The organism is Paenibacillus sp. NPDC093718 (assembly GCF_050279985.1).
GTDB lineage: Bacteria > Bacillota > Bacilli > Paenibacillales > Paenibacillaceae > Paenibacillus_AQ.
In genome coordinates, this window is the sequence record NZ_JBNNUS010000001.1 from 343,667 (window position 1) to 363,655 (window position 19,989).

The window sequence follows — 19,989 nt, forward strand, 5'->3', positions numbered from 1 at the left end:
CAAAAGAAGTCCCTTTCCCCCGGTTTGAATGGGGCAGGGACTCCTCATGTTGACCGAAAAAAATTCCCCGTGCGGGGAATTTAAAGCGTATAAAACTGCCACCACTAACTAAGCCTCAGCTGTTCTTTTTAATCTTGTCCAGCAAGCGGACCGTGATCGCATCCATTGCGGGCAATGCTTGAAAATCAAAATATTTAAGAGATACTTCCGTATTAGGGGACAAATGAATGGCACTGTGCAGACCGGTTGCCTCATACACGCCTATCACATAATACACTTCATCTCCACCAATTTGCTTCTTCATATACTCCGGACCAGATACAAGATCCAAGAGTCGCATATCATCCGCTGTCAGGCCGCTCTCCTCCCACAGCTCTCTGGACGCTGTGTCTTCAAGAGCTTCGCCGGGCTTCAGGGTTCCGATTGGAAGTCCCCACTCGTCCTTGTTCTGCCGCTTCAGGAGCAGAATCTCTCCCACATCGTTCAGCACAAGCACCGCCGCTTTCACACGAACCACCGAACGTTTGCCGATGTATTGGCGAATATCACGGTGATATACGCTCATCTTGGGAACCTCCTTTCCCTAGATGGCGCTGCAGTCTCTCATCAGGTTAATTTACTGCGCCCTCTTCTTCATAAATATACGAAATGTCATCCAAGGATTCCTCATATTTCACGCGTAGCGTATATCCCTTCAAATACCACAGATCCTGTTCTTCCATAAAGAATGTTACCTCTTCAGAACGCTCCGTCAGTCCCGCTTCTCTTGGTTCTTCTACCGAAATACCGAGCGAAAAGCCGGGATGGAGGCCTCCGCCTGAGCTATATCGTGGAAAGAAGCGAACGAACGTGCCTGCCTGAAGGTCAAGTTCCTTCTTGTACCAACGTGCCGCCTGATCGCTGACTTGAATTTGCATGTGTCGTACACCCTCCTTAGACGTCATAATATGTTGACCCCTATCTTGTTAGCAGACCGGAGATCTTAGGGACGGTATCCATATTTAGTTGCAATATTATCATAACGCATACGTACGTTAGGATACAAATCATTTTGATAATAAAATAGTGACATAAGGTTCTAACCTACCTTCACTATCGAATATCTTCAGAATGATTCTGAAAATAAGTTTGACACATTCCAGTTCATGGTGATAAAATTCAGTCCATACGAGATCGATTTGAATAAAATGTAAATTACGAAGAAAGGGTGAGTGACATGTTGAAACTGTTTGCAATGGATCAAGATCATCTTGATCATCATTTCCTACAATTAAATATGGATCGACTCCCCAATGGTGCTGTCTCATCATCATCAAGCCTCGTTCATTCGTTGCCAGAATGATCTGAACGAAGCTGCTAACCGTTGCACGGAAGTCAGGATCACCGTGCGTATGATAAGTTCAAAATTAATGAAGCATATCGTCCGTCGTCGGATGATGTGCTTTTTTTGGTTTTTGCGGATGATATGATGCCAGAACGACCTACGAAAGGAAGGGATAATGTGTTTGCCGTACTTAAAAATTTAGGCTGGTTTTTCAAGCAAGAAAAAAAGCGTTACTTGATCGGCCTTGCGCTTCTCATCTTTTGCGGACTGGTTGAGCTACTGCCGCCGCTTCTGCTCGGAAACGCCATTGACGATATCGTCAGCAGTTCCATAACGTGGGCTTCCCTCGTTCAATATCTGCTCATGATTCTCGGCATCGTTGCTGTCGTATACTGCGCCACTTACATATGGATGCACCGTTTATTCGGAGGAGCGAACCTCGTGGAACGCCTGCTCCGTACCCGGTACATGAACCATTTGCTGCGGATGCTTCCGCCGTTTTTCGAACGCAACCGTACCGGAGACCTCATGGCAAAAGCCACGAATGATCTTCGCTCCGTGGCAGCAACTGCCGGCTTCGGGATGCTCGTCATGACCGACTCCACCATCTACTTGATTGTCGTCCTCTTCGCCATGGGCTTCATTGTCAGCTGGCAGCTGACGCTGGCGGCTATTCTGCCCATGCCGATCATTGCCATTGGCATGGTCATCTACGGAAGAGCCATTCATAAGCGCTACACACTGGCGCAGGATGCCTTCGGTGACATGAACGATCAGGTTCTGGAGTCGGTAGCCGGTGTGCGCGTCGTCCGCGCTTATGTACAAGAACGCGCCGATCAGCAGCGATTCCAGGACATTACGGATGACGTATATCGTAAAAATCTTGCGGTAGCAAAAGTAGACGCCTTATTCGAACCGACCATCAATTTCTCCATTGGTCTCAGTTACGTCATCGGTTTAGCCTACGGCGTGTACCTCGTGTTCCAGAATCAAATCACACTCGGAGATCTCGTATCGTTCAACATGTACCTCGGGATGATGATTTGGCCGATGTTCGCCATCGGGGAATTGATCAACATTATGCAGCGCGGAAACGCTTCACTGGATCGGGTCAACGAAACCTTAAAGACCCCGCCGGATGTTACCGACGCCGCGAACCCTGTAGACGTGAAGGTTCCGGATACAATTCAATTCAAGGATGTCACTTTCCGTTACCCGACCTCTACGATAGATAATTTGAAAAATATTAACTTTACACTGGAAAAAGGCCAGACGCTCGGCGTCGTAGGGCGCACGGGCAGCGGCAAATCGACGCTCCTGAAGCAGCTTCTCCATGAGTACCCTACCGGAACCGGCGAAATCCTCATTTCCGACATCCCCATGGAGATGCTGGCGACCGACCAGCTCCACAGCTGGATTGGATACGTTCCCCAGGAGCAGATTTTGTTCTCCAAGACGGTGCGCCAGAACATCCAATTCGGCAAAAAGGATGCCAGCGACGAACTGATTATGGATGCCATTACAACTGCCGCTTTTGACCGCGATTTGGTTACCCTGTCCGATGGCCTCGATACCATTGTCGGCGAAAAAGGCGTGGCGTTATCCGGCGGACAAAAACAAAGAGTCTCACTGGCCCGGGCTTTTATCGGCGACCCTGAAATCTTAATTTTGGACGATTCCTTGTCCGCTGTGGATGCCCGGACGGAAGCCAGAATCATCGATAATATCCGGAGCAAACGCGCCGGCAAAACGACGCTGATCTCCACGCACCGACTCTCGGCCGTTCAGCATGCAGATATCATCGTGGTGCTGGAGGACGGTCGAATCACGGAGCAGGGAACCCACGATGAACTGCTGGAGCTCGGCGGCTGGTACCGTGAGCAATTCGAACGCCAGCAGGTAGAAAACAATCTGACCTCCGAGGAGGTGTCTTAATTGACTCCAAACGATACAACCATCTCGAATGAATCCGGAATTGCCAAACGGCTGTTCCGCTATGCCTTAACGGCCAAGGGCACCTTCATTACCGCCTTGATTCTGCTGGCCATCGGTGTTGCCGCAGAGCTTGCTGGGCCCTTCATCGCAAAAACGATGATCGACGAGCATATTCTGGGCATCGAGCGTCCCTATTATGAGACGACACAAGCCCAAGGTGCTGCATCCTATAATGGAACCTATTATAAACGTGAGGATCGCTTTCAAGAAGGAGAAACACAAGGACAGGAAGTACGCCTCGTTCAGGCTGGCCGCAGCTTCTATTTCATTGATGAGCCGGTAGCCCGAACGGAAGGAAACCGTTCCTTCCAGAATGGAGTATTGACGATTTCCTATGCCTCGGAAGAATTGCAATATCCGGCCGTCAAATTAACCAAAGAACAGCTGTTTGAATTTTATAAACCCGAGCTGCCCAGCATTTACAAGCTCGTCGGCCTGTTCCTGATCTGTCTGCTGATCTCCATGATTACGGTATTCGGCAGAACCTACTGGCTGCAATCGGCAGCCAACCAGGTCATTCAGAAGCTGCGTACCGATGTATATGCCCATATTCAGCGGCTGCCCGTCAACTTCTTTGATAATTTACCGGCGGGCAAAGTCGTTTCCCGGGTAACCAATGATACCGAAGCGGTAAAAGACCTGTTTGTTGCGGTATTATCCAACTTCAGCTCTGGCGCCGTATATATCACGGGTGTCTATGTTGCCTTGTTCCTTCTGGACGTTAGATTGGGCTTAATCAGTTTGTTTGTTATTCCAATGCTGATTGTATGGACCATCCTGTACCGTAAATTCGCAACCAAATACAATACGGTCATCCGCTCCCGGCTGAGCGAGATCAACGCCATCATTAATGAATCCATTCAGGGCATGGCCATCATTCGTGTATTCCGCCGCCAAAAAGCGACCCAAGAAGAGTTCGAGTCCCTGAATGCGGACTATATGGCCCATCAGAACAAAATGCTCAATCTGAACTCCTTCACCACGCACAATCTAGTAAATGTGCTGCGTAACGTATCCTTTGTAGTCGTTCTTTGGTATTTCGGTTCGGCATCATTGAACGGTGCCGGCATCGTATCGATCGGCGTCCTCTACGCCTTCGTTGATCTGCTTGGCCGCATGTTCCAGCCGATTACGGGCATGGTCAACCAGCTGGCCGCGCTCGATACCTCCATCGTCTCGGCTAAACGGGTATTTGAGCTGATGGATGAAACGGGCGAAAAAGTAACGGACGGCAGCATGCCGCGGTATTTAGGAAATGTGGAGTTTCAGAATGTCTCCTTCGCATACAAGAAGGACTATGTGCTAAAAGACATTACATTTGAAGCGAAGCAGGGCCAAACCGTGGCGCTTGTCGGTCATACCGGCTCCGGCAAAAGTTCCATCATCAATCTGTTGTTCCGTTTCTATGACCCGCAGAAAGGCACGATTACCATTGATGGGCAGCCCGTTACCGATATTCCGAAGCAATGGCTCCGCAAGCATATGGGCATCGTGCTGCAAGACCCGTACCTGTTCACCGGCACGATTGCTTCGAATGTCAGCCTCGGTGATCCCGGGATCACGCGGGAACAGGTGGAGCAGGCGCTTCGCGACGTAGGGGCCGACCGGCTGCTCGCTCATCTTCCGCAAGGCTTTGATGAGCCAGTACTGGAGAAAGGCAGCACGCTGTCCGCCGGACAGCGCCAGTTAATCTCCTTTGCCCGTGCTTTGGCGTTCAACCCGGCCATACTGATTCTCGACGAAGCCACCGCTAACATCGATACGGAGACGGAAGCCTTAATCCAGGAAGCCTTGGAGGTACTGAAGCGTGGACGCACGACCTTTATCATCGCTCACCGTCTATCCACGATTCGCAGCGCCGATCAGATTTTGGTCCTACACCGCGGAGAAATTGTGGAACAGGGTTCCCATGACGAGTTGATGGCCCTGGGCGGAAGGTATTTTAAAATGTACCAGCTCCAGCAAGGAAGCACGGCTTCGATTGAAGAGACTAAGGAAACGATGCTTGCCACCTCCAACAGCAAGCTGGCCGGTGGTCATGTGTAGTTCCGGCTTCGTTATATAAATGTAGGATTAAACAAGAAGGCTGTCCCCTGTCGAATGTAACATTCGCTTGGGAACAGCCTTCTTTTTAATATGATATGCTGGCGGTATATTGCAAGAATTACTTTGTCGAATCAAGAGTACCTTCTGCTTTGACCGTAATTTTGGTGTACTTGGAAGGCACGAGCACGTCATCGGAAGATTTCGAGATGACTTGCGGGTACATTTTGTCCGGATCGGGTTGAAGAACTTTGTAGTAGATCACGGCTTCGGTATCGCTAACATAGTCGACCGACGTAATTTTAATCCCGTACCCCGGATTCGGCAGGTCTTCCTTGGTTACCGTAACTTTGTTCTGCGATTCATCCACCTTAACAACTTTTGTACTTACATCCGGTTCAGATTGTCCCGGCTCCTGGGGTATCATGTTCTTCTGATGCTCCTCAATGAATCGGATCGAATGGTACGCAAGCTCTGCCGCTTCTATTCGCGTTAAATTCTTCGTTGGATGGAACTTGGCGTTAGCGTCGAGCTCAGCAATCTTGGTTAACAGCAGGAACTGCACCGCTCCCCGGCTCTCCTCTTTCATCAGATCCTCGTCGGCTACATGCAAATACATCATAACCACGGGATAATTCCCGGTCTTCTGAATCGCTTCCGAGAGCAATGTCGCGAACCCTTCACGCGTTATCGGCTCATTCCATTTCATATCTGCGGATACGGACAATCCGTTCTGAGCCGCTATATTCACAGCATCAGCAAACCAGGCATCCTTCGGCACACTGTCAAACGAACGGCCCGTAAAGTTCGGTTGTACCTTCAGGTCGGCGACATTCACAATCATCTGCACCGCTTGGGCGGTCGTTATTGTTTTGGCCGGAGCGAATTTGTCGGCGCTAACCCCCTGGATTATACCTTTCGCTTGCAGCTCCTTCACCATTTGTAAAGGCTTCTCCTCTTGAACATCCTGGAACGCAGAGGCGGCGCCGGCACCGAGCAATGACGAAGTGACAAGCATTGCAGTTAACAATTTCGTAGTTTTTTTCATAATTACACCTCCTATTCTTTCTGACGCAGAGGTGCTGGAATATGTTTCATCTCAGCCCTAATTTCTTTTACACGCTTTTTTCGCTGTCCAGGCCAAGCTTCACATACATTTCGCGGGAATAGCCCTGCAGCTTCTGCTCCAGCGCTTGGGCCTGGTCCTTAAAAGCGGTCAGCTCCCGAATCATTCGGGATCGGCCGGCCGGGCTGAATGTCTCATGAATCCGCTCTTTGAAATAATCATGAACGATATAGTTGCGCTGCTTCCAGACCTCTTTTAATTGAAGTGTTTCTTCTTCGGAGAATGGAAAGTAATGCTGGATCTCGTGTACCAATTGGCCCAGAGAGCTGCTTAATTTCCGCTGATATAATTGGGTGAAATCTTCTTCTGAAGGCACATTTCCCTGGGAAAGCTTGATCAGCATCAACAGATTCGCCAGCTGCTGCTCAAGCGCCTGTGAATAATACACCGCTAATCCGAAATAGGCAAACAGCTCTTTGGAGTGGTCGCTGTCCATCAGTCGAGATTGTTTCATGGTATCCTCCTCTAGTATTGGCTGTCTTTACCGTTTCTATTTGTGTATATCCCTATGGTAAAGGAAGATACCTCCTACTTCAACCTACTTTTCGGATCATGGTTGCCGCATCCTTGCGGCAGGCCGTCCATAGATAAACAGCCAGCAAAATGAAGCTGTATATGAACGTATATGTAAGGGTCGTGAATAACATGGCCCGGGAACGCTCGTCAGCATGAATGAGCATATCAATCATTACAGAGACGGGAGGCAGCACATAAGGAATCATTCTCAAATAAGCCAAATCATCCTGAACGATGGATTGTCCGGCTAAGGAAATAACGATAACGATTAACAGCAAACCAGCCGCTCTTCCCTGATTCTCCATAAAGCCAAACTGAAAAAATACCGAAATTGAAATGCCGAGCAAGGACAATGCAGCATGTCCCAGATAACCCAAAACAAACTGGGATAATGTAATCGGCTTATCAAACATTCCAAACACGATCGGGTAAAGGACAGCAAATAAGCTGAACAGGATTGATAGAAGCGTTACGGTTAAATACTGGGCGGCATAATATCGTATGGCCTTCCCGCTATGAACAATCAGGAGCATCGTTTGACGCCCTTGATCATGATTGAGAAAGTTCAAACCAAGCCAAGCGGAGCCGACAAACAGAAATGCAGCCGTTACGGCATAGCTGTCCATGATCGGGTTAGGCCGGTAAGAGTAGATAAACACTACCGATATCAGCATAAAGGCAATCGGCGCGAAATACCGATAGGATCTCGTATAACTGACAAGCATGTAATGAATCAATGATCCCATTATGCTCCCTCCCCTTCCATGGATTGACCAAGGTTAGGCGGCACTTGCTCTGCCATCTCCTTGCTCCAAGGCTCCAGCCGTGTCAGCGATCCGCCTGACTGTAGAATATCCAGCAGCATTTCATCCGCGACCTGCCGCGAGACTACCATCGATGCAGGATTACCTCTCGATATCCAATAATGGAACCCTGAACGGCGTTCCAGTTCCAGCATTTTGTCTTGAGTAACACGCGTGAATTCCAGCTTCATCCGTCCCATCTCCGTATCGGTTTCCAGCATGCCGTCCCGTTCGATACGTCCCTCGCGGAGTTGCGTTACCCGGTCGGCCAGCGAAGCAATAAGCAGCGGCTCGTGAACGGACATCACGATCGCTGTTCCTTGTCTTTTGATTTCACTTAGAATGCCGATCATCTCCATTTGAGAAGGCTCGTCCAATCCCGACAGAGGTTCATCCAGAACCAATAGATCGGGCTGACGAAGCAGGGCCTGCATGATATTGACTTTTTGCAGCATCCCCTTGGAGCATAGCGTCATCTTCACATCCTGCAGCTGAAACACATTCAACATCGCATCTATTCGCTTCCCGGCTTCTTGCTTGTTCATGCCCTGAATGCTGGCCATATGACGCAAATATTCGGAAGGACGAAACCGAAGCGCAGGAAACCGCTCCGGAACATACCCGAGACGAAGGGAGGATTCATGTTCGACCCGGGATCCCTCCGATGGGTTAGCAAGCCCGGCTATTACCTGCAGCAGGGTGCTCTTTCCCGCGCCATTGCTCCCCGTAATAGCAACGCATTCGGCTCGGGAAATGCTCCAATGAATGTTGTGTAAGACGGCGATTTTACCAAAACGCTTGTTTATTCCGATCAATTGCAACAGCTCCTGCAAACCTTTTCAACTCCTGTTCACGGATTCCGGTGCGGCCCGTTTGAGGGTGTGTTCCCCCTCTAATCGCTTATGTCATCCAAGTATTTTTCAAACACAATCGCCCCTGCACCAATGATGCCCGCATCTTCTCCCAGCTCTGAGGGCTGCAGCACCATTTTATTATGGAGGCTGGATAGGCTTCTGTTAACGGATGTTTCATTAACATGATTGAAGAAATCCGGGTAACGGTTAGCCAGTACTCCGCCAAGGATGATGGTCTCTGGTGTAAGCAGATTCATGATATTGGCCAGGGATATACCAACACATCGTGCCGATTCATGCAGTACATTGGCAGCCAATGGATCTCCAGCCAGCCCGGCATGGATTACATCGACTACATCCATACCCTGATCATCGTTATTAATATAAGATGTAAGAGAACTTGCAGCCCCGCGGCCCAACTCCTCATACACTCTGCGGACGATGGCATTTCCCGATGCCATCGCTTCAAGGCAGCCATCATTACCGCAATGGCAGCGCGGACCGTTGATATCTATCGTACAGTGCCCAATCTCACCGGCACCAAAAGGGTAACCCTGATATATTTTCTGGTTGAAGATCAGTCCGCACCCAATCCCGATATCCGCATCCATGTACACCAGATTGTTGAGATGCCGACCGTTTCCATACCATAGCTCACCGAGCCCCATTACGTTAGCGTCCTTCTCTACATGGGTCGGAAGCTCCGTGTTCTCCTCGATCAGTTCCTTTAATCGTACTTGATGCAGACCGGGTAAGTTGGGCGGAGACAGAATTTTGCCTTGAACCGGATCAAGCGGTCCGGGAGCTCCTACGCCGATACCGATAATTTCGGACTCCAGCCCAGACTCGTCCAGTACAGCTTGTATCGTGGATATAATCATATTCACTACGCTGCCCCGATTGGCGCCATCTTCAAAGGAGCAACGTTTCTCCAACAACACATTCCCCTGTAAATTAATGACCGCCGCCCGCACGGAGGATGCGCTAATATGAACGCCGAGTGTGTACTTATCGGAGGGATTCAACGAGATGAGCTTGGGCTTCCTGCCGCGGCTGGAATCATCATATAACCCGGCTTCAATGATCAATCGCTCCTTCACCAGCTCTTCTACCAGATTGTTAACAGCCGTAAACGTTAAATTCATCTTGGCTGCGATTTCCGCTTTCGTTAAACTGCCATAGTCGCGCAGCAGTCCGATGATGCCGATCCGATTCATATTTCGGACATACCGATTATTTTTTCCAACGGAATTGTTCATGTTACAACCTCATTCTTTACCATTCATTGTACTTACCTTTCTCGCACATCTATCATAGGGGAAAATACGATGTTAGTAAAATTCCTCCAGGTGCTCTCGCGGAGAACGTCAGCACACCAGTCCAGAAGACATTAGACTTATAACTAAAAAAGCCTGATCTTCCACTTCGGAAATCAGGCTTTGTATATCGAAGGATGGTGGTGTTTGACTTAGCTGTGATTCAGCATTTCGCGGCATGCTTCGGCACACTTCCGGCACGCCTCGGCACATTGTTTGCAATGCTCGTGGTCATGCTTCCCGCACTCTTCAGCGCAAGCGAGGCAAGCTTTGATGCACAGCTCACAAATCTCTTTCACGTAAGGGCTTTTTCGTGACATGGCTTGAGCCGCAAACGCACATATATCGGCACACTCTCTGTCAAGCGTTATGCAATCGCGAAGCATGGCCAGTTCGTATTCTTTTAGACAGGATACATAACATACATTGCAAGCGTTCATACATTGGAGACATGCTTCGATACATTCTTTATATTTGAGTTCATTTAACATTGGATATATCCTCCTTGTAGTTATTACGCTATGCCTTTGTATTAAACTTTGAACTGCCTGCTGAATCAAACATAGGCCAGAAAGACCCAAGGTACAATTGCCCAAATGATCCGGAAATTCTATGACTTATGCCCGACTTGTCTTCCCTTCCAGTGTTTCCAGCTGCTCTCGCAGCAGTGACTTCTGGAAGTGCTCCCCGATAAACACCACCACATCCGGCACTTGACCCTGGGGCGTAATTTTCATGAAATCGGATTCCCGGAAGGCGTACTGAAACAGAAACCGACTGTTGGTGTCATTGAAGGTGAGGATGCCTTTAGCCCGGTACACATCCCTTGGCAGCCCGGCTATAAATCGCTCGAATTCCACACTGTTTACCGCATGGCTGAAATAGTAGGTGTAGGACATCACGTGATCATGAGTATCGTGAGCATGACCATGATCATGCTTGTGCGCTTGGTCATGGTTGTGCGCATGGTCATGACTGTTGGCGAGCATTTCTGCACGGTCATGGGTTACCCTGTCCTCTCGATCATATTCATGAAAATGCACATCCCGGTTCTGGGGATCGCTCTGCAGCAGATCTTCAAGCTTTATGTCGCAGCGCACCGCAGGCATAATCGGAGCATACGGATTCCAGCGCTCGACCAACTGCTGAACCGTCTCTTTGTCCTGATCCGTCACTTGGTCCATCTTATTGAGAACAAGCGCCGAGGCTGCACGAATCTGCTCCTGCATCAAACGATAGGTTTTCCCCTTCTGCTCTATATTCAAATGCAGCAGATGCGCGGCATCCACGACAGTGATCAGTTTTTTCACATCGATTCTCATGTATAAAGAAGCTTCCGCCGCTGCGTCCAGGATTTCCATCGGATTGGCGATGCCCGTCGCTTCAATGACGATGACATCCGGCTGCTCCCGCTGGATGAGCATCGCAATTTCAGATGATAAATCGGATCGAATGGTACAACAAATGCAGCCGCTTAGCATCTCTGCCGTCGGTACTTCTTCACCGGCGACAAGCCCTTCAATGTTGACCTCGCCGATCTCATTCATGACAATGGCCGGCCGCATTCCCTGCTGCTTGAAGGAGGTAATGAGACGGCTAAGCAATGTCGTTTTTCCACTGCCAAGAAAACCTGATAAAATATAAATGGGTGTTACGTACTCCACGTTCCATACTCCTTTGCTTGCATCATGATTATGCTAGCGAGTTTACTACATTTCATCCTTCTACTGCAAGCGCGCCGCCATTAACTATAACAGGAGTTGTCATTTCTATGAATTCATCGCAAGAGCATAAACAGCAATCCCCCGCTTCCGTGAACTGTAAGGTGATTACGGTCTCGGACACGCGGACCAAGGACACGGACAAGAGCGGCAAACTGATGATCAGCTTGCTTGAAGAAGCCGGGCATGCCGTTGTATCTTACAGCATTGTTCAGGACGATTACGATACGATCCGTGAAACGATCTATTCTGCGGTCAGCAATCCGGAGATGGATGTCGTCCTACTAACAGGCGGAACCGGCATATCGAGCCGCGATACCACCTACGAAGCCGTATCCTCACTGCTTGATAAGGAACTCCCTGGATTCGGCGAAATCTTCCGCTTCCTAAGCTTTACGGAGGATATTGGGTCTGCGGCCATATTGAGCCGCGCGATCGGCGGCACGCTAAGCCACACGGCCGTCTTCTCAATGCCAGGTTCGATCGGAGCCGTCAAGCTTGCGATGAACCGGATTCTGCTGCCTGAGCTGCGGCACATCAAATATGAGCTGGATAAACACAGATCATAAATAACAATTAGTGGTTACCCACCATTACGAAAGAACGGTTTATTTGGACATTAGCCTGAAGGTCGGATGGCTTTCGCTTGTCCAAAATCTAATCAAGCAAGCGACAAGGACCGAAAAGCAAGAAATGGCGGTGCAAGGATAACATCCTGAGCATCCGCCATTTCTTCATTTGACACATTTTTAAATCTGATGAACCGTACGTCAAGTGAGCAAACCTACTCATGGGCCAGTTCCCTTATCTACACTCTAACTGCTGGCTCGTCGTTGATGTTTGGCAAGCAGGGAGGGCGCTATTTTTTTGACCTGGTCATAATAGTTATCCGTTTTGTCGCCCGTCGACGTATATACGATGGACGTTTCCTTGTCGCTCACGATCAGGTTATGCCCGCCGGCCGCATTGGCATCCCCTTCTGTAACGCCGTATATCTCCTTGATCCCTTTTTCCCTGGCCGCTTGATCCTGATAGACATACACGGTGATAAACTGGCTTGCATCATAATTGATCCGGTATTGATACGTAATATTGCCGACGTTGTCCTCCGCATAGGTTTCATTGGTCAACGGCATGTCCACCTGGTTGAACGAGGCTTGGAGATCCTCAAGGAATTTTCCGTTCAGACCTCGCCCCGATATCCGGGCCTCCCTGGAACCTTCCTCGTAAGCCCTCATGTTATATAGGCGCATCTCGTCCCTGGCTATCTGCCTGGAACAACCGACCGATATGGCAAGAATGGAACAAAGCAATAAAGCGGTAACGATTCTGCGATAATTCATGTTCACTCACCCTTCCTTAGGTGTCAGAGGTTGCCTTCCCTTAGAATGCCTGCGGATGAGGAACATTATGCGAAATCAAACCAATTTAATATAGAGCAATGACGCTTCTTCCAACCGCCTTGCCCTGCAGGATGGTGTTCAGCACTACAGGCAGATCGGTTAGTCCGTATTCCGTAATTCCCTCTTGAAGCACGGATACCGGCTTCCATTCATCCGCCAGTTTCGACCATACCGATCGGCGGTAGGCCATAGGGCAGTATACCGAATCGATTCCGAGGAGATTGATGCCTCTAAGGATAAATGGAAACACCGTCGAATCAAAAGCACCGCCGCCCGTCATCCCGGAAACAGCGACGCTTCCGCCATATTTTACGCTTTTCAGAAGTGAACCCAGTTGGTTTCCTCCGACCGGATCTACTACCGCTGCCCAGCGCTCGGCAGAGATCGCCCCCTTGGAGGCGGCCGCGGCTTCCTCCCTTGATATCACTTCATGGGCTCCCAGTTGTAAAAGCCAATCCCTCTGACTGGATTTCCCTGTGGATGCCGTCACGCGATATCCTAATTGGCTCAGGATGGACACTGCGAAGCTGCCCACTCCCCCCGTTGCCCCCGTAACTAGAACGGTCCCTTGTTCCTGGCTCAGTCCATTTCGTATCAAGGCCTCTATCGATAATGCAGCCGTAAAACCCGCGGTACCGATGGCCATCGCATCACGCGGGGATAAACCCTGCGGCAGCGGGACAAGCCATTCTCCCTTAACCCGTGCATACTGGCTGAACCCGCCTTCATGAGATACGCCTAATTCATAACCGGTACAAAGAACGGAATCACCTTTCTTGTAATCAGCATGAGCGGAATGCACGACCGTTCCTGCCAGATCAATGCCCGGAATGAACGGGTACCGGCGGACAATTTTTCCTTCCGGTATGCTGGCCAGCCCGTCTTTATAGTTAACCCCACTGTATAACACCCGCACAATAACGTCACCTTCGGGCAGCTGCTTCAAACTCAAGTTCTCCACGCTGCCGCGAACCCCTTGCTCATCTTGACGCAGCACGTAGGCCTGAAATTCGGTTTCGTTGTACACTCGGATCACTCCTTTGGTTAGTTGAGGTACTGGATATCAATCTGGATCTGCAACATGAATATGTCGAAGCTTTATACATGCTCTCGGAATATGGCGACTTATGCGCTTTCCCGAGAAATGATCCAGCTTCGTTCATGAACAATCAAAATTATGTTATCATGGAAAAATTCTCGGAGACAAGTAAACATTCATCGCTCGTGTTTGGCCTGTATAGGAGCACAGAAGCCATTCAGATTCATGTAAATGGTCAGCCGGCACATACCATACCCTACCAACAACTGAGGCCTGATGTCAGTGAAGATTGGTACATGTGGTATTACGAACGCCAGCCCGACATGCTAGAGAACAAGGACAAGGTTCATCTCACCGCGCGTGACGTCAACGGAAGTATAGTGGATCGACTTGACCTATAGGCCGAGTACAAAAAGACGCTCCTTCTCCTGCCAAGCGGCAAGATTGGGAAAGCGTCTTTTTCGTTGCTGTATTTTATAACCTAATCTTCATGCTGTTCCATGAACTCGGCCATCATCCGCTGTTTCACTTCCCAAACCTCTTCACTCAGATTGACGCGGTAAATCTCCGGATTCAGCTTCCGCAGATACTCCGGCCAGAACTGATCCAGCTGAACATCATGATAGCTGCGAATGTCTTCGAGCTTCGGCAGCTCATACACCAGTTCGCCATTCATAAACACCGGTTCAAGCATGGACACCGCTTCAAAGTTCTTTACATTCTTGCGCATGTAAGGATGCAGCGGATTAAACAGCTTTAATTTCCCGTTTTCCGGCGGCATCTCTTCTTCCGGGAAGCAGATGTAATCGGCGATCGCTTTGCCGCTGCCCTTGGATATGATGCGGTAAACCTCTTTTTTGCCTGGAGTAGATACTTTTTCGGGGTTGCCCGAGATTTTGATGGTCGGCACCATCTTGCCGTCAACCTCCCGCTCTACCAGCTTATAAACGCCTCCAAGCGCAGGCTGGTCGGCTGCCGTAATCAATTGGGTACCGACGCCCCAAGTATCCACTTTGGCCCCCTGTGCCTTGAGATCCAGAATGGTGCCTTCATCCAGATCGTTCGATGCCACGATGCCGACGTAATGAAGACCCGCCTCATCCAACATCTTCCGTGCCTGAATCGACAGATAAGCCAAATCCCCGCTATCCAAACGAATGGCATTCATCCGTTTCCCTTGGGCCTCCAGCTTCTTCGCCGTTACAATGGCATGGGGAATCCCGCTCTTTAACGTATCAAAGGTATCCACCAGCAGCGTCACTTGATCCGGCATAACCTCGGCAAATATATCAAAGGCTTCCTGCTCGCTCCGGAAAGTCTGCACCCAGGAATGCGCATGCGTGCCTTTTGTCGGGATTCCGAATTTCTCGCCAGCCAGCATATTCGACGTGGCATGGAAACCGGCCAGATACGCAGCACGCGCACCCCAGACCGCCGCATCCGCTTCCTGTGCACGTCTTGTACCAAACTCCAGCAAGGTATCGCCGCTGGCAACCTGTCGGATACGGGACGCTTTGGTAGCGATTAAGGTTTGAAAATTCATAAAGTTCAAGAGTGCCGTTTCGACCAGCTGTGTCTCGAAAATGGTGCCTTCCACTCGAATAAGCGGCTCATTCGGGAATACCAGGGCGCCCTCCTTCATGGAATGAATATTCCCTTGAAAACGGAATCGGCGAAGCTCTTCCAGAAATTCAGGTTTATACTTCTCTTCCTGTTTGGCCAAATACGCGATATCCTCATCCGAGAAACGCAAGGACTCAATATAATGTACAATCCGCTCAAGACCGGCAAAAACGGCATATCCGTTTCCGAATGGCAGTTTACGGAAATACGCCTCAAACACCGCACGCGTACGATGAGAGCCATTAATCCAGTGTGCGTACATCATGTTAATCTGGTATTTGTCCGTGTGTAGTGCTAATCCTGCTGTCAGCATCACGATCATCCTCCACTGTTACCCGGTTCATCTAGGCTTCCGGGTGGTTCAAGCTGTCTATTGATTAAGAAGTTCCTTACTTCGCACTACCGATGCCCCGAGACTGCCTTGAAAGTGACTTAAAGCCCACTTGTGTCCTTCCGGATTAAAACTCGCGACGGCATCTTCATAAATGGTAATCCGATATCCGTAATTATAAGCATCCACGGCGGTATGCAGCACGCAGATGTCAGTGCAAACTCCGATGAGATCGACTTCGGTAATCCCGCGTTCCCTCAGCTTCTGGTTCAGATCGGTACCGCAAAATGCGCTGTATCTCGTTTTGTCCATCCAATAGATGGCGTCCTTTCGTTCTTCATACACCCGCTGAAGTTCACCGTATAATTCCCGACCCCGGGTTCCCCGAATGTTATGCGGAGGGAACAGCTTGGTTTCGGGATGATAAGTGTCATTGCTCTCATGCAGGTCAACGGCCATTACAACAAAATCACCACGATCGCTGTACAACTTGGTCAGCTCAGCGATGGTGTCCTGAATGTCAATGGCAGGTTCGCCTACCGGCAGATTGCCATCCACGAAATCATTCGTGAAATCTATCACGATCAAGGCTTTCATCTGACACACTCCTCTACGACATGATTAATGTGATCGATAAAATAACAGCTTGTGAGTCCCATCCTACGTATAAATCGATAGCAATGGTGCATGATCCGTAAAACGATACAATTGGGCCGGCCGCTGGGAATATTGATTGGAGTTTAGCGGCTTGCCGTTCTCATCCCGCGCTTCTTCCAGTATCCCCTGCCTGCTGCGGGTCGACGTGATTTTACGGATAAAATTAGGCTCGTTGAACTCGGGTACAACCGTCTGGATGACCTGATATAACTCGCTCAGTGTAAAATGCTCCGGTAAAAACTGCCGTGCAATCGTCGTCTGCAGCATTTGCTGCTGAATCTTGCGGTACGCATCCATGATGATATCTCTGTGGTCAAAAGCAAGCTCCAGCTCTTCCAAAGCTTCCGCGACCGTAAACAGACCTACCTCTTCCGCATCATCGGCAGCCTGGCGGTGCTCCAGCATCCATTCTTCAACCAGCGCGTAGAATGCATGGCTGATAATCCAGCCCCTTGGATCCCGTCCCGGTGCGCTGTACACGCCCAAGTACTCCAGATGGCCGCCGTCCACCCCGGTCTCTTCTTTCAGCTCCCGTTTGGCGGCATCGTAAATAGACTCACTCTCACGGCAAAATCCGCCGGGGAGTGCCCACATGCCTGCACATGGCCATGATCTGCGCCTGATCAGCATCACCTTAAGCTCACGTATGGGCAATGTCTTGGTGAAGGTTTTCCGTTCCCGCTTCGTCAGGGTAAACATCACGATATCAGCGGGCACACCATCCGGTGTTCTGTATTTCTTGGCACTGCTCTTTGGAGCCTGTTCGCGATCCGTCATTTCCATCACCATAACTATTATTTTGATAATTTCATTATGACATATTTAAAAATGATGTCAAGGATTTCCTGACCCCATTTCTTTATATAAGTTTACTATGCCCTATTCATTCTCATTCTGTGCATGATATAACAAGAATAGAAAAGGTGCGGAACCATTCCGCACCTCGTTTCATCTATCCGCAGCTGCTTGGCGGCGTATCTTTTCCTGTTTCCACATTCACTTTTTCCGAAACCGTATCATGAATTACGGATACGACCAGCTGAAGAAGATAATTAATGTCGCTTTGACTTTGCTGGAATTCCATCACAAGCGGAATACCGTCAATCTCCTCTTGCAGTTCTTCGATCTCCCGTTCGATTTTGGCGACCATATCCTTGTTCTGGAACGTTTCAAAAGCCACGATTTCCTTTTGCTTTTTCTTAATGGTTTTAATCAGGTTTTGAACCCGTTCGTGGTTCTGGATCTTCTCTTCGGCCTGCTTAAACATCTGAACTTCTTCACTGGTGGATATTAATTCCGCCAGCTCGCCGGCTTTTGCCAAAATATCGTCACGTATAATCAACTCACGCGTGTTGTAAGTTGACATACCGTATGTGTTCGTACGAACATGATCATGTGCCAAGGTTCATCGCTCCAATTCTTCATCATCTATATGGGAATATGCAGCACCGGCCGGTTTTTTGTTCGCGGCCCTATGCTGCATTTGAATGCTGCCTGCTCCTCTATTATACCGCATCCGAGGCAGGAATCGTGTCCGGGATTCTATCCCCTTTGATATACCAGGTCTTCGTGTCCGTAATCCGGACATTTACGAAGCTGCCAATGAGGTCCGTCGAGCCTTCGAAATGCACCAGCTTGTTCGTGCGCGTGCGTCCCGACAGCATGGAATCATTGTTCTTGCTGACTCCTTCTACCAGTACCTCCACCGTAGATCCAAGCAGCCTGTCGTTGCTCTTGCGGCTGTACTCATTGATGGCGGCATTCAAGCGCTGAAGACGCTCGCTCTTGACCTCCATCGGTACATTATCCTCCATCACCGCCGCTGGCGTTCCTTCACGAGGAGAATAAATGAACGTGTAAGCGGAGTCGTAGCCGACCTCCCGTACCAGGGACAGCGTCTCCTCAAACTGCTCATCCGTCTCACCGGGGAATCCGACAATGATGTCGGTGGTGAATGCTACATTGGGAATCGCCTTCTTAATCTTATGCGCCAGCTCCAAATACGTCTCACGCGTATATTTGCGACTCATTTTTTTGAGCACTTGCGTGCTTCCCGACTGTACCGGCAGGTGAATATGCTCGACCAGGTTACCACCCTTCGCCAGCACCTCAATCAGGTGATCATCGAAATCCCTTGGATGGGATGTGGTGAAGCGAACCCGCGGGATATCGATCTTGTGAATATCATCCATCAGATCGCCGAAACGGTATTCGATATCTTCAAAGTCTTTGCCATATGCGTTCACGTTCTGACCGAGCAGCGTAATTTCCTTATACCCTTGCCGGGCTAATTCACGAACCTCAGCGATGACATCCTCCGGACGCCGGCTGCGTTCCTTGCCGCGGGTATATGGGACGATGCAGTATGTACAGAATTTATCACAGCCGTACATAATGTTGACCCAGCCGCGGAGACCTTCTCTCTTTTTCGGTAGATTCTCAACAATGTCGCCCTCTTTGGACCACACTTCAACCACCATTTCCTTGCTGAAGAGTGCTTCCTGAATAAGATGAGGCAATCGATGTACGTTATGTGTACCAAAAATCAAGTCCACGAAGCCGTGCTTCTGAAGAATTCGATTAACAACCGATTCTTCCTGCGACATGCAGCCGCAAACGCCAAGCAGCATATCCGGCTTTTCCGTCTTCAAATGCTTCAGATGGCCCAGTTCGCCAAACACTTTGTCCTCCGCGTTTTCACGAATGGCACATGTATTGAGCAAGATGATGTCCGCCTGCTTCCGATCCTCGGTTGCCCGGTAGCCCATCTGCTCCAGCAATCCCTTAATCGTCTCGGAATCATGCTCATTCATCTGGCATCCGTACGTATACACGATATAATGTTTGCCTGCCCCGATGGTTCGAAACGCTTCCGGCAGCTCGGTATCGTACAACACTTCGACACTCTGCTTGCCGCGCTGTTTTTCCTGTCTATGATTAGGCTCCGAAAGGATGTTGATTTCCCGGCCATTGATGCGAATTCTCTTCCCGTGTTCATCTTCCGAGAGAACTTTGGCTCCTGAAAAATCAAAATACTTGGAGTAGTCCTTACTTTCTTTGGACATGCTAGGTCACTCCTTAGATCCGCAAAATCTCTGGTTTGCATGACAAAATATCTTAAATAGTACGTGTTCAAAAAGTCAGGTTTTCAGCACCGAAGCTTATGCTCCCGATGTGCGTTTTTTCAAAACGCTTCAGTTGGATGAAGCTAGGGACGTCAGGAGCGGAGCGTAGGCAA

General features: G+C 49.4%; 19 protein-coding genes. 3 read left to right on the forward strand and 16 right to left on the reverse strand.

Features of this window, described 5'->3' with window-relative positions; genetic code table 11:
• Positions 1-115: 115 nt before the first annotated feature.
• Entirely contained in the window at positions 116-565 is a 450-nt protein-coding gene (locus tag ACQKPA_RS01665; RefSeq protein WP_427488863.1) for an NUDIX domain-containing protein, read from the reverse strand.
• Between the two features lie 46 nt (positions 566-611).
• The gene (locus ACQKPA_RS01670) at positions 612-917 is read right to left on the reverse strand and encodes a HesB/YadR/YfhF family protein (RefSeq protein WP_100537990.1); all 306 of its coding nucleotides are present in this window, start codon (positions 915-917) and stop codon (positions 612-614) included.
• 584 nt (positions 918-1,501) lie between these two features.
• On the opposite strand from ACQKPA_RS01670, the gene ACQKPA_RS01675 reads away from it, so the two are divergent.
• Together ACQKPA_RS01675 and ACQKPA_RS01680 are read left to right on the forward strand one after the other, a co-directional pair.
• Positions 1,502-3,259, forward strand: a complete 1,758-nt coding sequence (locus ACQKPA_RS01675) for an ABC transporter ATP-binding protein (protein WP_427488865.1) — start codon at positions 1,502-1,504, stop codon at positions 3,257-3,259.
• Positions 3,260-5,365, forward strand: coding sequence for an ABC transporter ATP-binding protein (locus tag ACQKPA_RS01680; RefSeq protein WP_427488867.1), 2,106 nt, complete (start codon positions 3,260-3,262; stop codon positions 5,363-5,365).
• Positions 5,366-5,483: 118 nt separating this feature from the next.
• On the opposite strand, the gene ACQKPA_RS01685 is transcribed toward ACQKPA_RS01680, so the two are convergent.
• The 7 genes from ACQKPA_RS01685 to ACQKPA_RS01715 all read right to left on the reverse strand — a co-directional run bounded on the left by ACQKPA_RS01685 (position 5,484) and on the right by ACQKPA_RS01715 (position 11,641).
• On the reverse strand, positions 5,484-6,410 hold the full coding sequence (locus ACQKPA_RS01685) for a protease complex subunit PrcB family protein (protein ID WP_427488869.1): 927 nt from the start codon (positions 6,408-6,410) through the stop codon (positions 5,484-5,486).
• 67 nt (positions 6,411-6,477) lie between these two features.
• Positions 6,478-6,942 carry a hypothetical protein gene (locus ACQKPA_RS01690; protein WP_071220184.1) on the reverse strand — a complete coding sequence of 155 codons (465 nt, stop codon included), beginning with the start codon at positions 6,940-6,942 and terminating at the stop codon, positions 6,478-6,480.
• Between the two features lie 79 nt (positions 6,943-7,021).
• Entirely contained in the window at positions 7,022-7,750 is a 729-nt protein-coding gene (locus tag ACQKPA_RS01695) for a hypothetical protein (RefSeq protein WP_427488871.1), read from the reverse strand.
• The gene (locus tag ACQKPA_RS01700) at positions 7,750-8,640 is read right to left on the reverse strand and encodes an ABC transporter ATP-binding protein (protein WP_427488873.1); all 891 of its coding nucleotides are present in this window, start codon (positions 8,638-8,640) and stop codon (positions 7,750-7,752) included. Before ACQKPA_RS01700 ends, ACQKPA_RS01695 begins: the two co-directional genes overlap by 1 nt.
• Before the next feature lie 59 nt (positions 8,641-8,699).
• A complete protein-coding gene (locus ACQKPA_RS01705; protein ID WP_427488875.1) occupies positions 8,700-9,920 on the reverse strand; it encodes an ROK family transcriptional regulator in 1,221 nt (406 codons plus the stop codon).
• A 209-nt stretch (positions 9,921-10,129) separates the two neighbouring features.
• Positions 10,130-10,468 carry a four-helix bundle copper-binding protein gene (locus tag ACQKPA_RS01710; RefSeq protein WP_427488877.1) on the reverse strand — a complete coding sequence of 113 codons (339 nt, stop codon included), beginning with the start codon at positions 10,466-10,468 and terminating at the stop codon, positions 10,130-10,132.
• Positions 10,469-10,594: 126 nt separating this feature from the next.
• Positions 10,595-11,641 carry a CobW family GTP-binding protein gene (locus ACQKPA_RS01715; protein ID WP_427488879.1) on the reverse strand — a complete coding sequence of 349 codons (1,047 nt, stop codon included), beginning with the start codon at positions 11,639-11,641 and terminating at the stop codon, positions 10,595-10,597.
• Between the two features lie 107 nt (positions 11,642-11,748).
• Between ACQKPA_RS01715 and ACQKPA_RS01720 the strand changes: the two genes are divergently transcribed.
• Positions 11,749-12,267: a MogA/MoaB family molybdenum cofactor biosynthesis protein gene (locus ACQKPA_RS01720; protein ID WP_427488881.1), complete on the forward strand. Its 519-nt coding sequence runs from the start codon at positions 11,749-11,751 to the stop codon at positions 12,265-12,267.
• Between the two features lie 246 nt (positions 12,268-12,513).
• Here ACQKPA_RS01720 and ACQKPA_RS01725 read toward each other — a convergent pair whose 3' ends face one another.
• The 7 genes from ACQKPA_RS01725 to miaB all read right to left on the reverse strand — a co-directional run bounded on the left by ACQKPA_RS01725 (position 12,514) and on the right by miaB (position 19,816).
• Positions 12,514-13,041 (reverse strand): hypothetical protein, encoded by a 528-nt coding sequence (locus ACQKPA_RS01725; protein ID WP_427488883.1) that lies wholly within the window; start codon positions 13,039-13,041, stop codon positions 12,514-12,516.
• A gap of 85 nt (positions 13,042-13,126) precedes the next feature.
• A complete protein-coding gene (locus ACQKPA_RS01730; protein ID WP_427488885.1) occupies positions 13,127-14,128 on the reverse strand; it encodes an NADPH:quinone oxidoreductase family protein in 1,002 nt (333 codons plus the stop codon).
• Between the two features lie 493 nt (positions 14,129-14,621).
• Positions 14,622-16,076, reverse strand: a complete 1,455-nt coding sequence (locus ACQKPA_RS01735; RefSeq protein ID WP_427490225.1) for a nicotinate phosphoribosyltransferase — start codon at positions 16,074-16,076, stop codon at positions 14,622-14,624.
• 57 nt (positions 16,077-16,133) lie between these two features.
• On the reverse strand, positions 16,134-16,691 hold the full coding sequence (locus ACQKPA_RS01740; RefSeq protein WP_427488887.1) for a cysteine hydrolase family protein: 558 nt from the start codon (positions 16,689-16,691) through the stop codon (positions 16,134-16,136).
• 63 nt (positions 16,692-16,754) lie between these two features.
• Positions 16,755-17,540 (reverse strand): NUDIX hydrolase, encoded by a 786-nt coding sequence (locus ACQKPA_RS01745; protein ID WP_071220157.1) that lies wholly within the window; start codon positions 17,538-17,540, stop codon positions 16,755-16,757.
• Positions 17,541-17,703: 163 nt separating this feature from the next.
• Positions 17,704-18,153: a RicAFT regulatory complex protein RicA family protein gene (locus ACQKPA_RS01750; protein WP_071220156.1), complete on the reverse strand. Its 450-nt coding sequence runs from the start codon at positions 18,151-18,153 to the stop codon at positions 17,704-17,706.
• 103 nt (positions 18,154-18,256) lie between these two features.
• Positions 18,257-19,816, reverse strand: coding sequence for a tRNA (N6-isopentenyl adenosine(37)-C2)-methylthiotransferase MiaB (gene miaB / locus ACQKPA_RS01755; RefSeq protein WP_427488890.1), 1,560 nt, complete (start codon positions 19,814-19,816; stop codon positions 18,257-18,259).
• Positions 19,817-19,989 lie beyond the last annotated feature (173 nt).

Bases quoted from the DNA above. Each gene is read 5' to 3' on its own strand.
- ACQKPA_RS01665 (WP_427488863.1), bottom strand. From the start codon at position 565: ATGAGCGTATATCACCGTGATATTCGCCAATACATCGGCAAACGTTCG.
- ACQKPA_RS01670 (WP_100537990.1), bottom strand. From the start codon at position 917: ATGCAAATTCAAGTCAGCGATCAGGCGGCACGTTGGTACAAGAAGGAA.
- ACQKPA_RS01685 (WP_427488869.1), bottom strand. From the start codon at position 6,410: ATGAAAAAAACTACGAAATTGTTAACTGCAATGCTTGTCACTTCGTCA.
- ACQKPA_RS01690 (WP_071220184.1), bottom strand. From the start codon at position 6,942: ATGAAACAATCTCGACTGATGGACAGCGACCACTCCAAAGAGCTGTTT.
- ACQKPA_RS01695 (WP_427488871.1), bottom strand. From the start codon at position 7,750: ATGGGATCATTGATTCATTACATGCTTGTCAGTTATACGAGATCCTAT.
- ACQKPA_RS01705 (WP_427488875.1), bottom strand. From the start codon at position 9,920: ATGAACAATTCCGTTGGAAAAAATAATCGGTATGTCCGAAATATGAAT.
- ACQKPA_RS01710 (WP_427488877.1), bottom strand. From the start codon at position 10,468: ATGTTAAATGAACTCAAATATAAAGAATGTATCGAAGCATGTCTCCAA.
- ACQKPA_RS01720 (WP_427488881.1), top strand. From the start codon at position 11,749: ATGAATTCATCGCAAGAGCATAAACAGCAATCCCCCGCTTCCGTGAAC.
- ACQKPA_RS01725 (WP_427488883.1), bottom strand. From the start codon at position 13,041: ATGAATTATCGCAGAATCGTTACCGCTTTATTGCTTTGTTCCATTCTT.
- ACQKPA_RS01735 (WP_427490225.1), bottom strand. From the start codon at position 16,076: ATGCTGACAGCAGGATTAGCACTACACACGGACAAATACCAGATTAAC.
- ACQKPA_RS01740 (WP_427488887.1), bottom strand. From the start codon at position 16,691: ATGAAAGCCTTGATCGTGATAGATTTCACGAATGATTTCGTGGATGGC.
- ACQKPA_RS01745 (WP_071220157.1), bottom strand. From the start codon at position 17,540: ATGGTGATGGAAATGACGGATCGCGAACAGGCTCCAAAGAGCAGTGCC.
- miaB (WP_427488890.1), bottom strand. From the start codon at position 19,816: ATGTCCAAAGAAAGTAAGGACTACTCCAAGTATTTTGATTTTTCAGGA.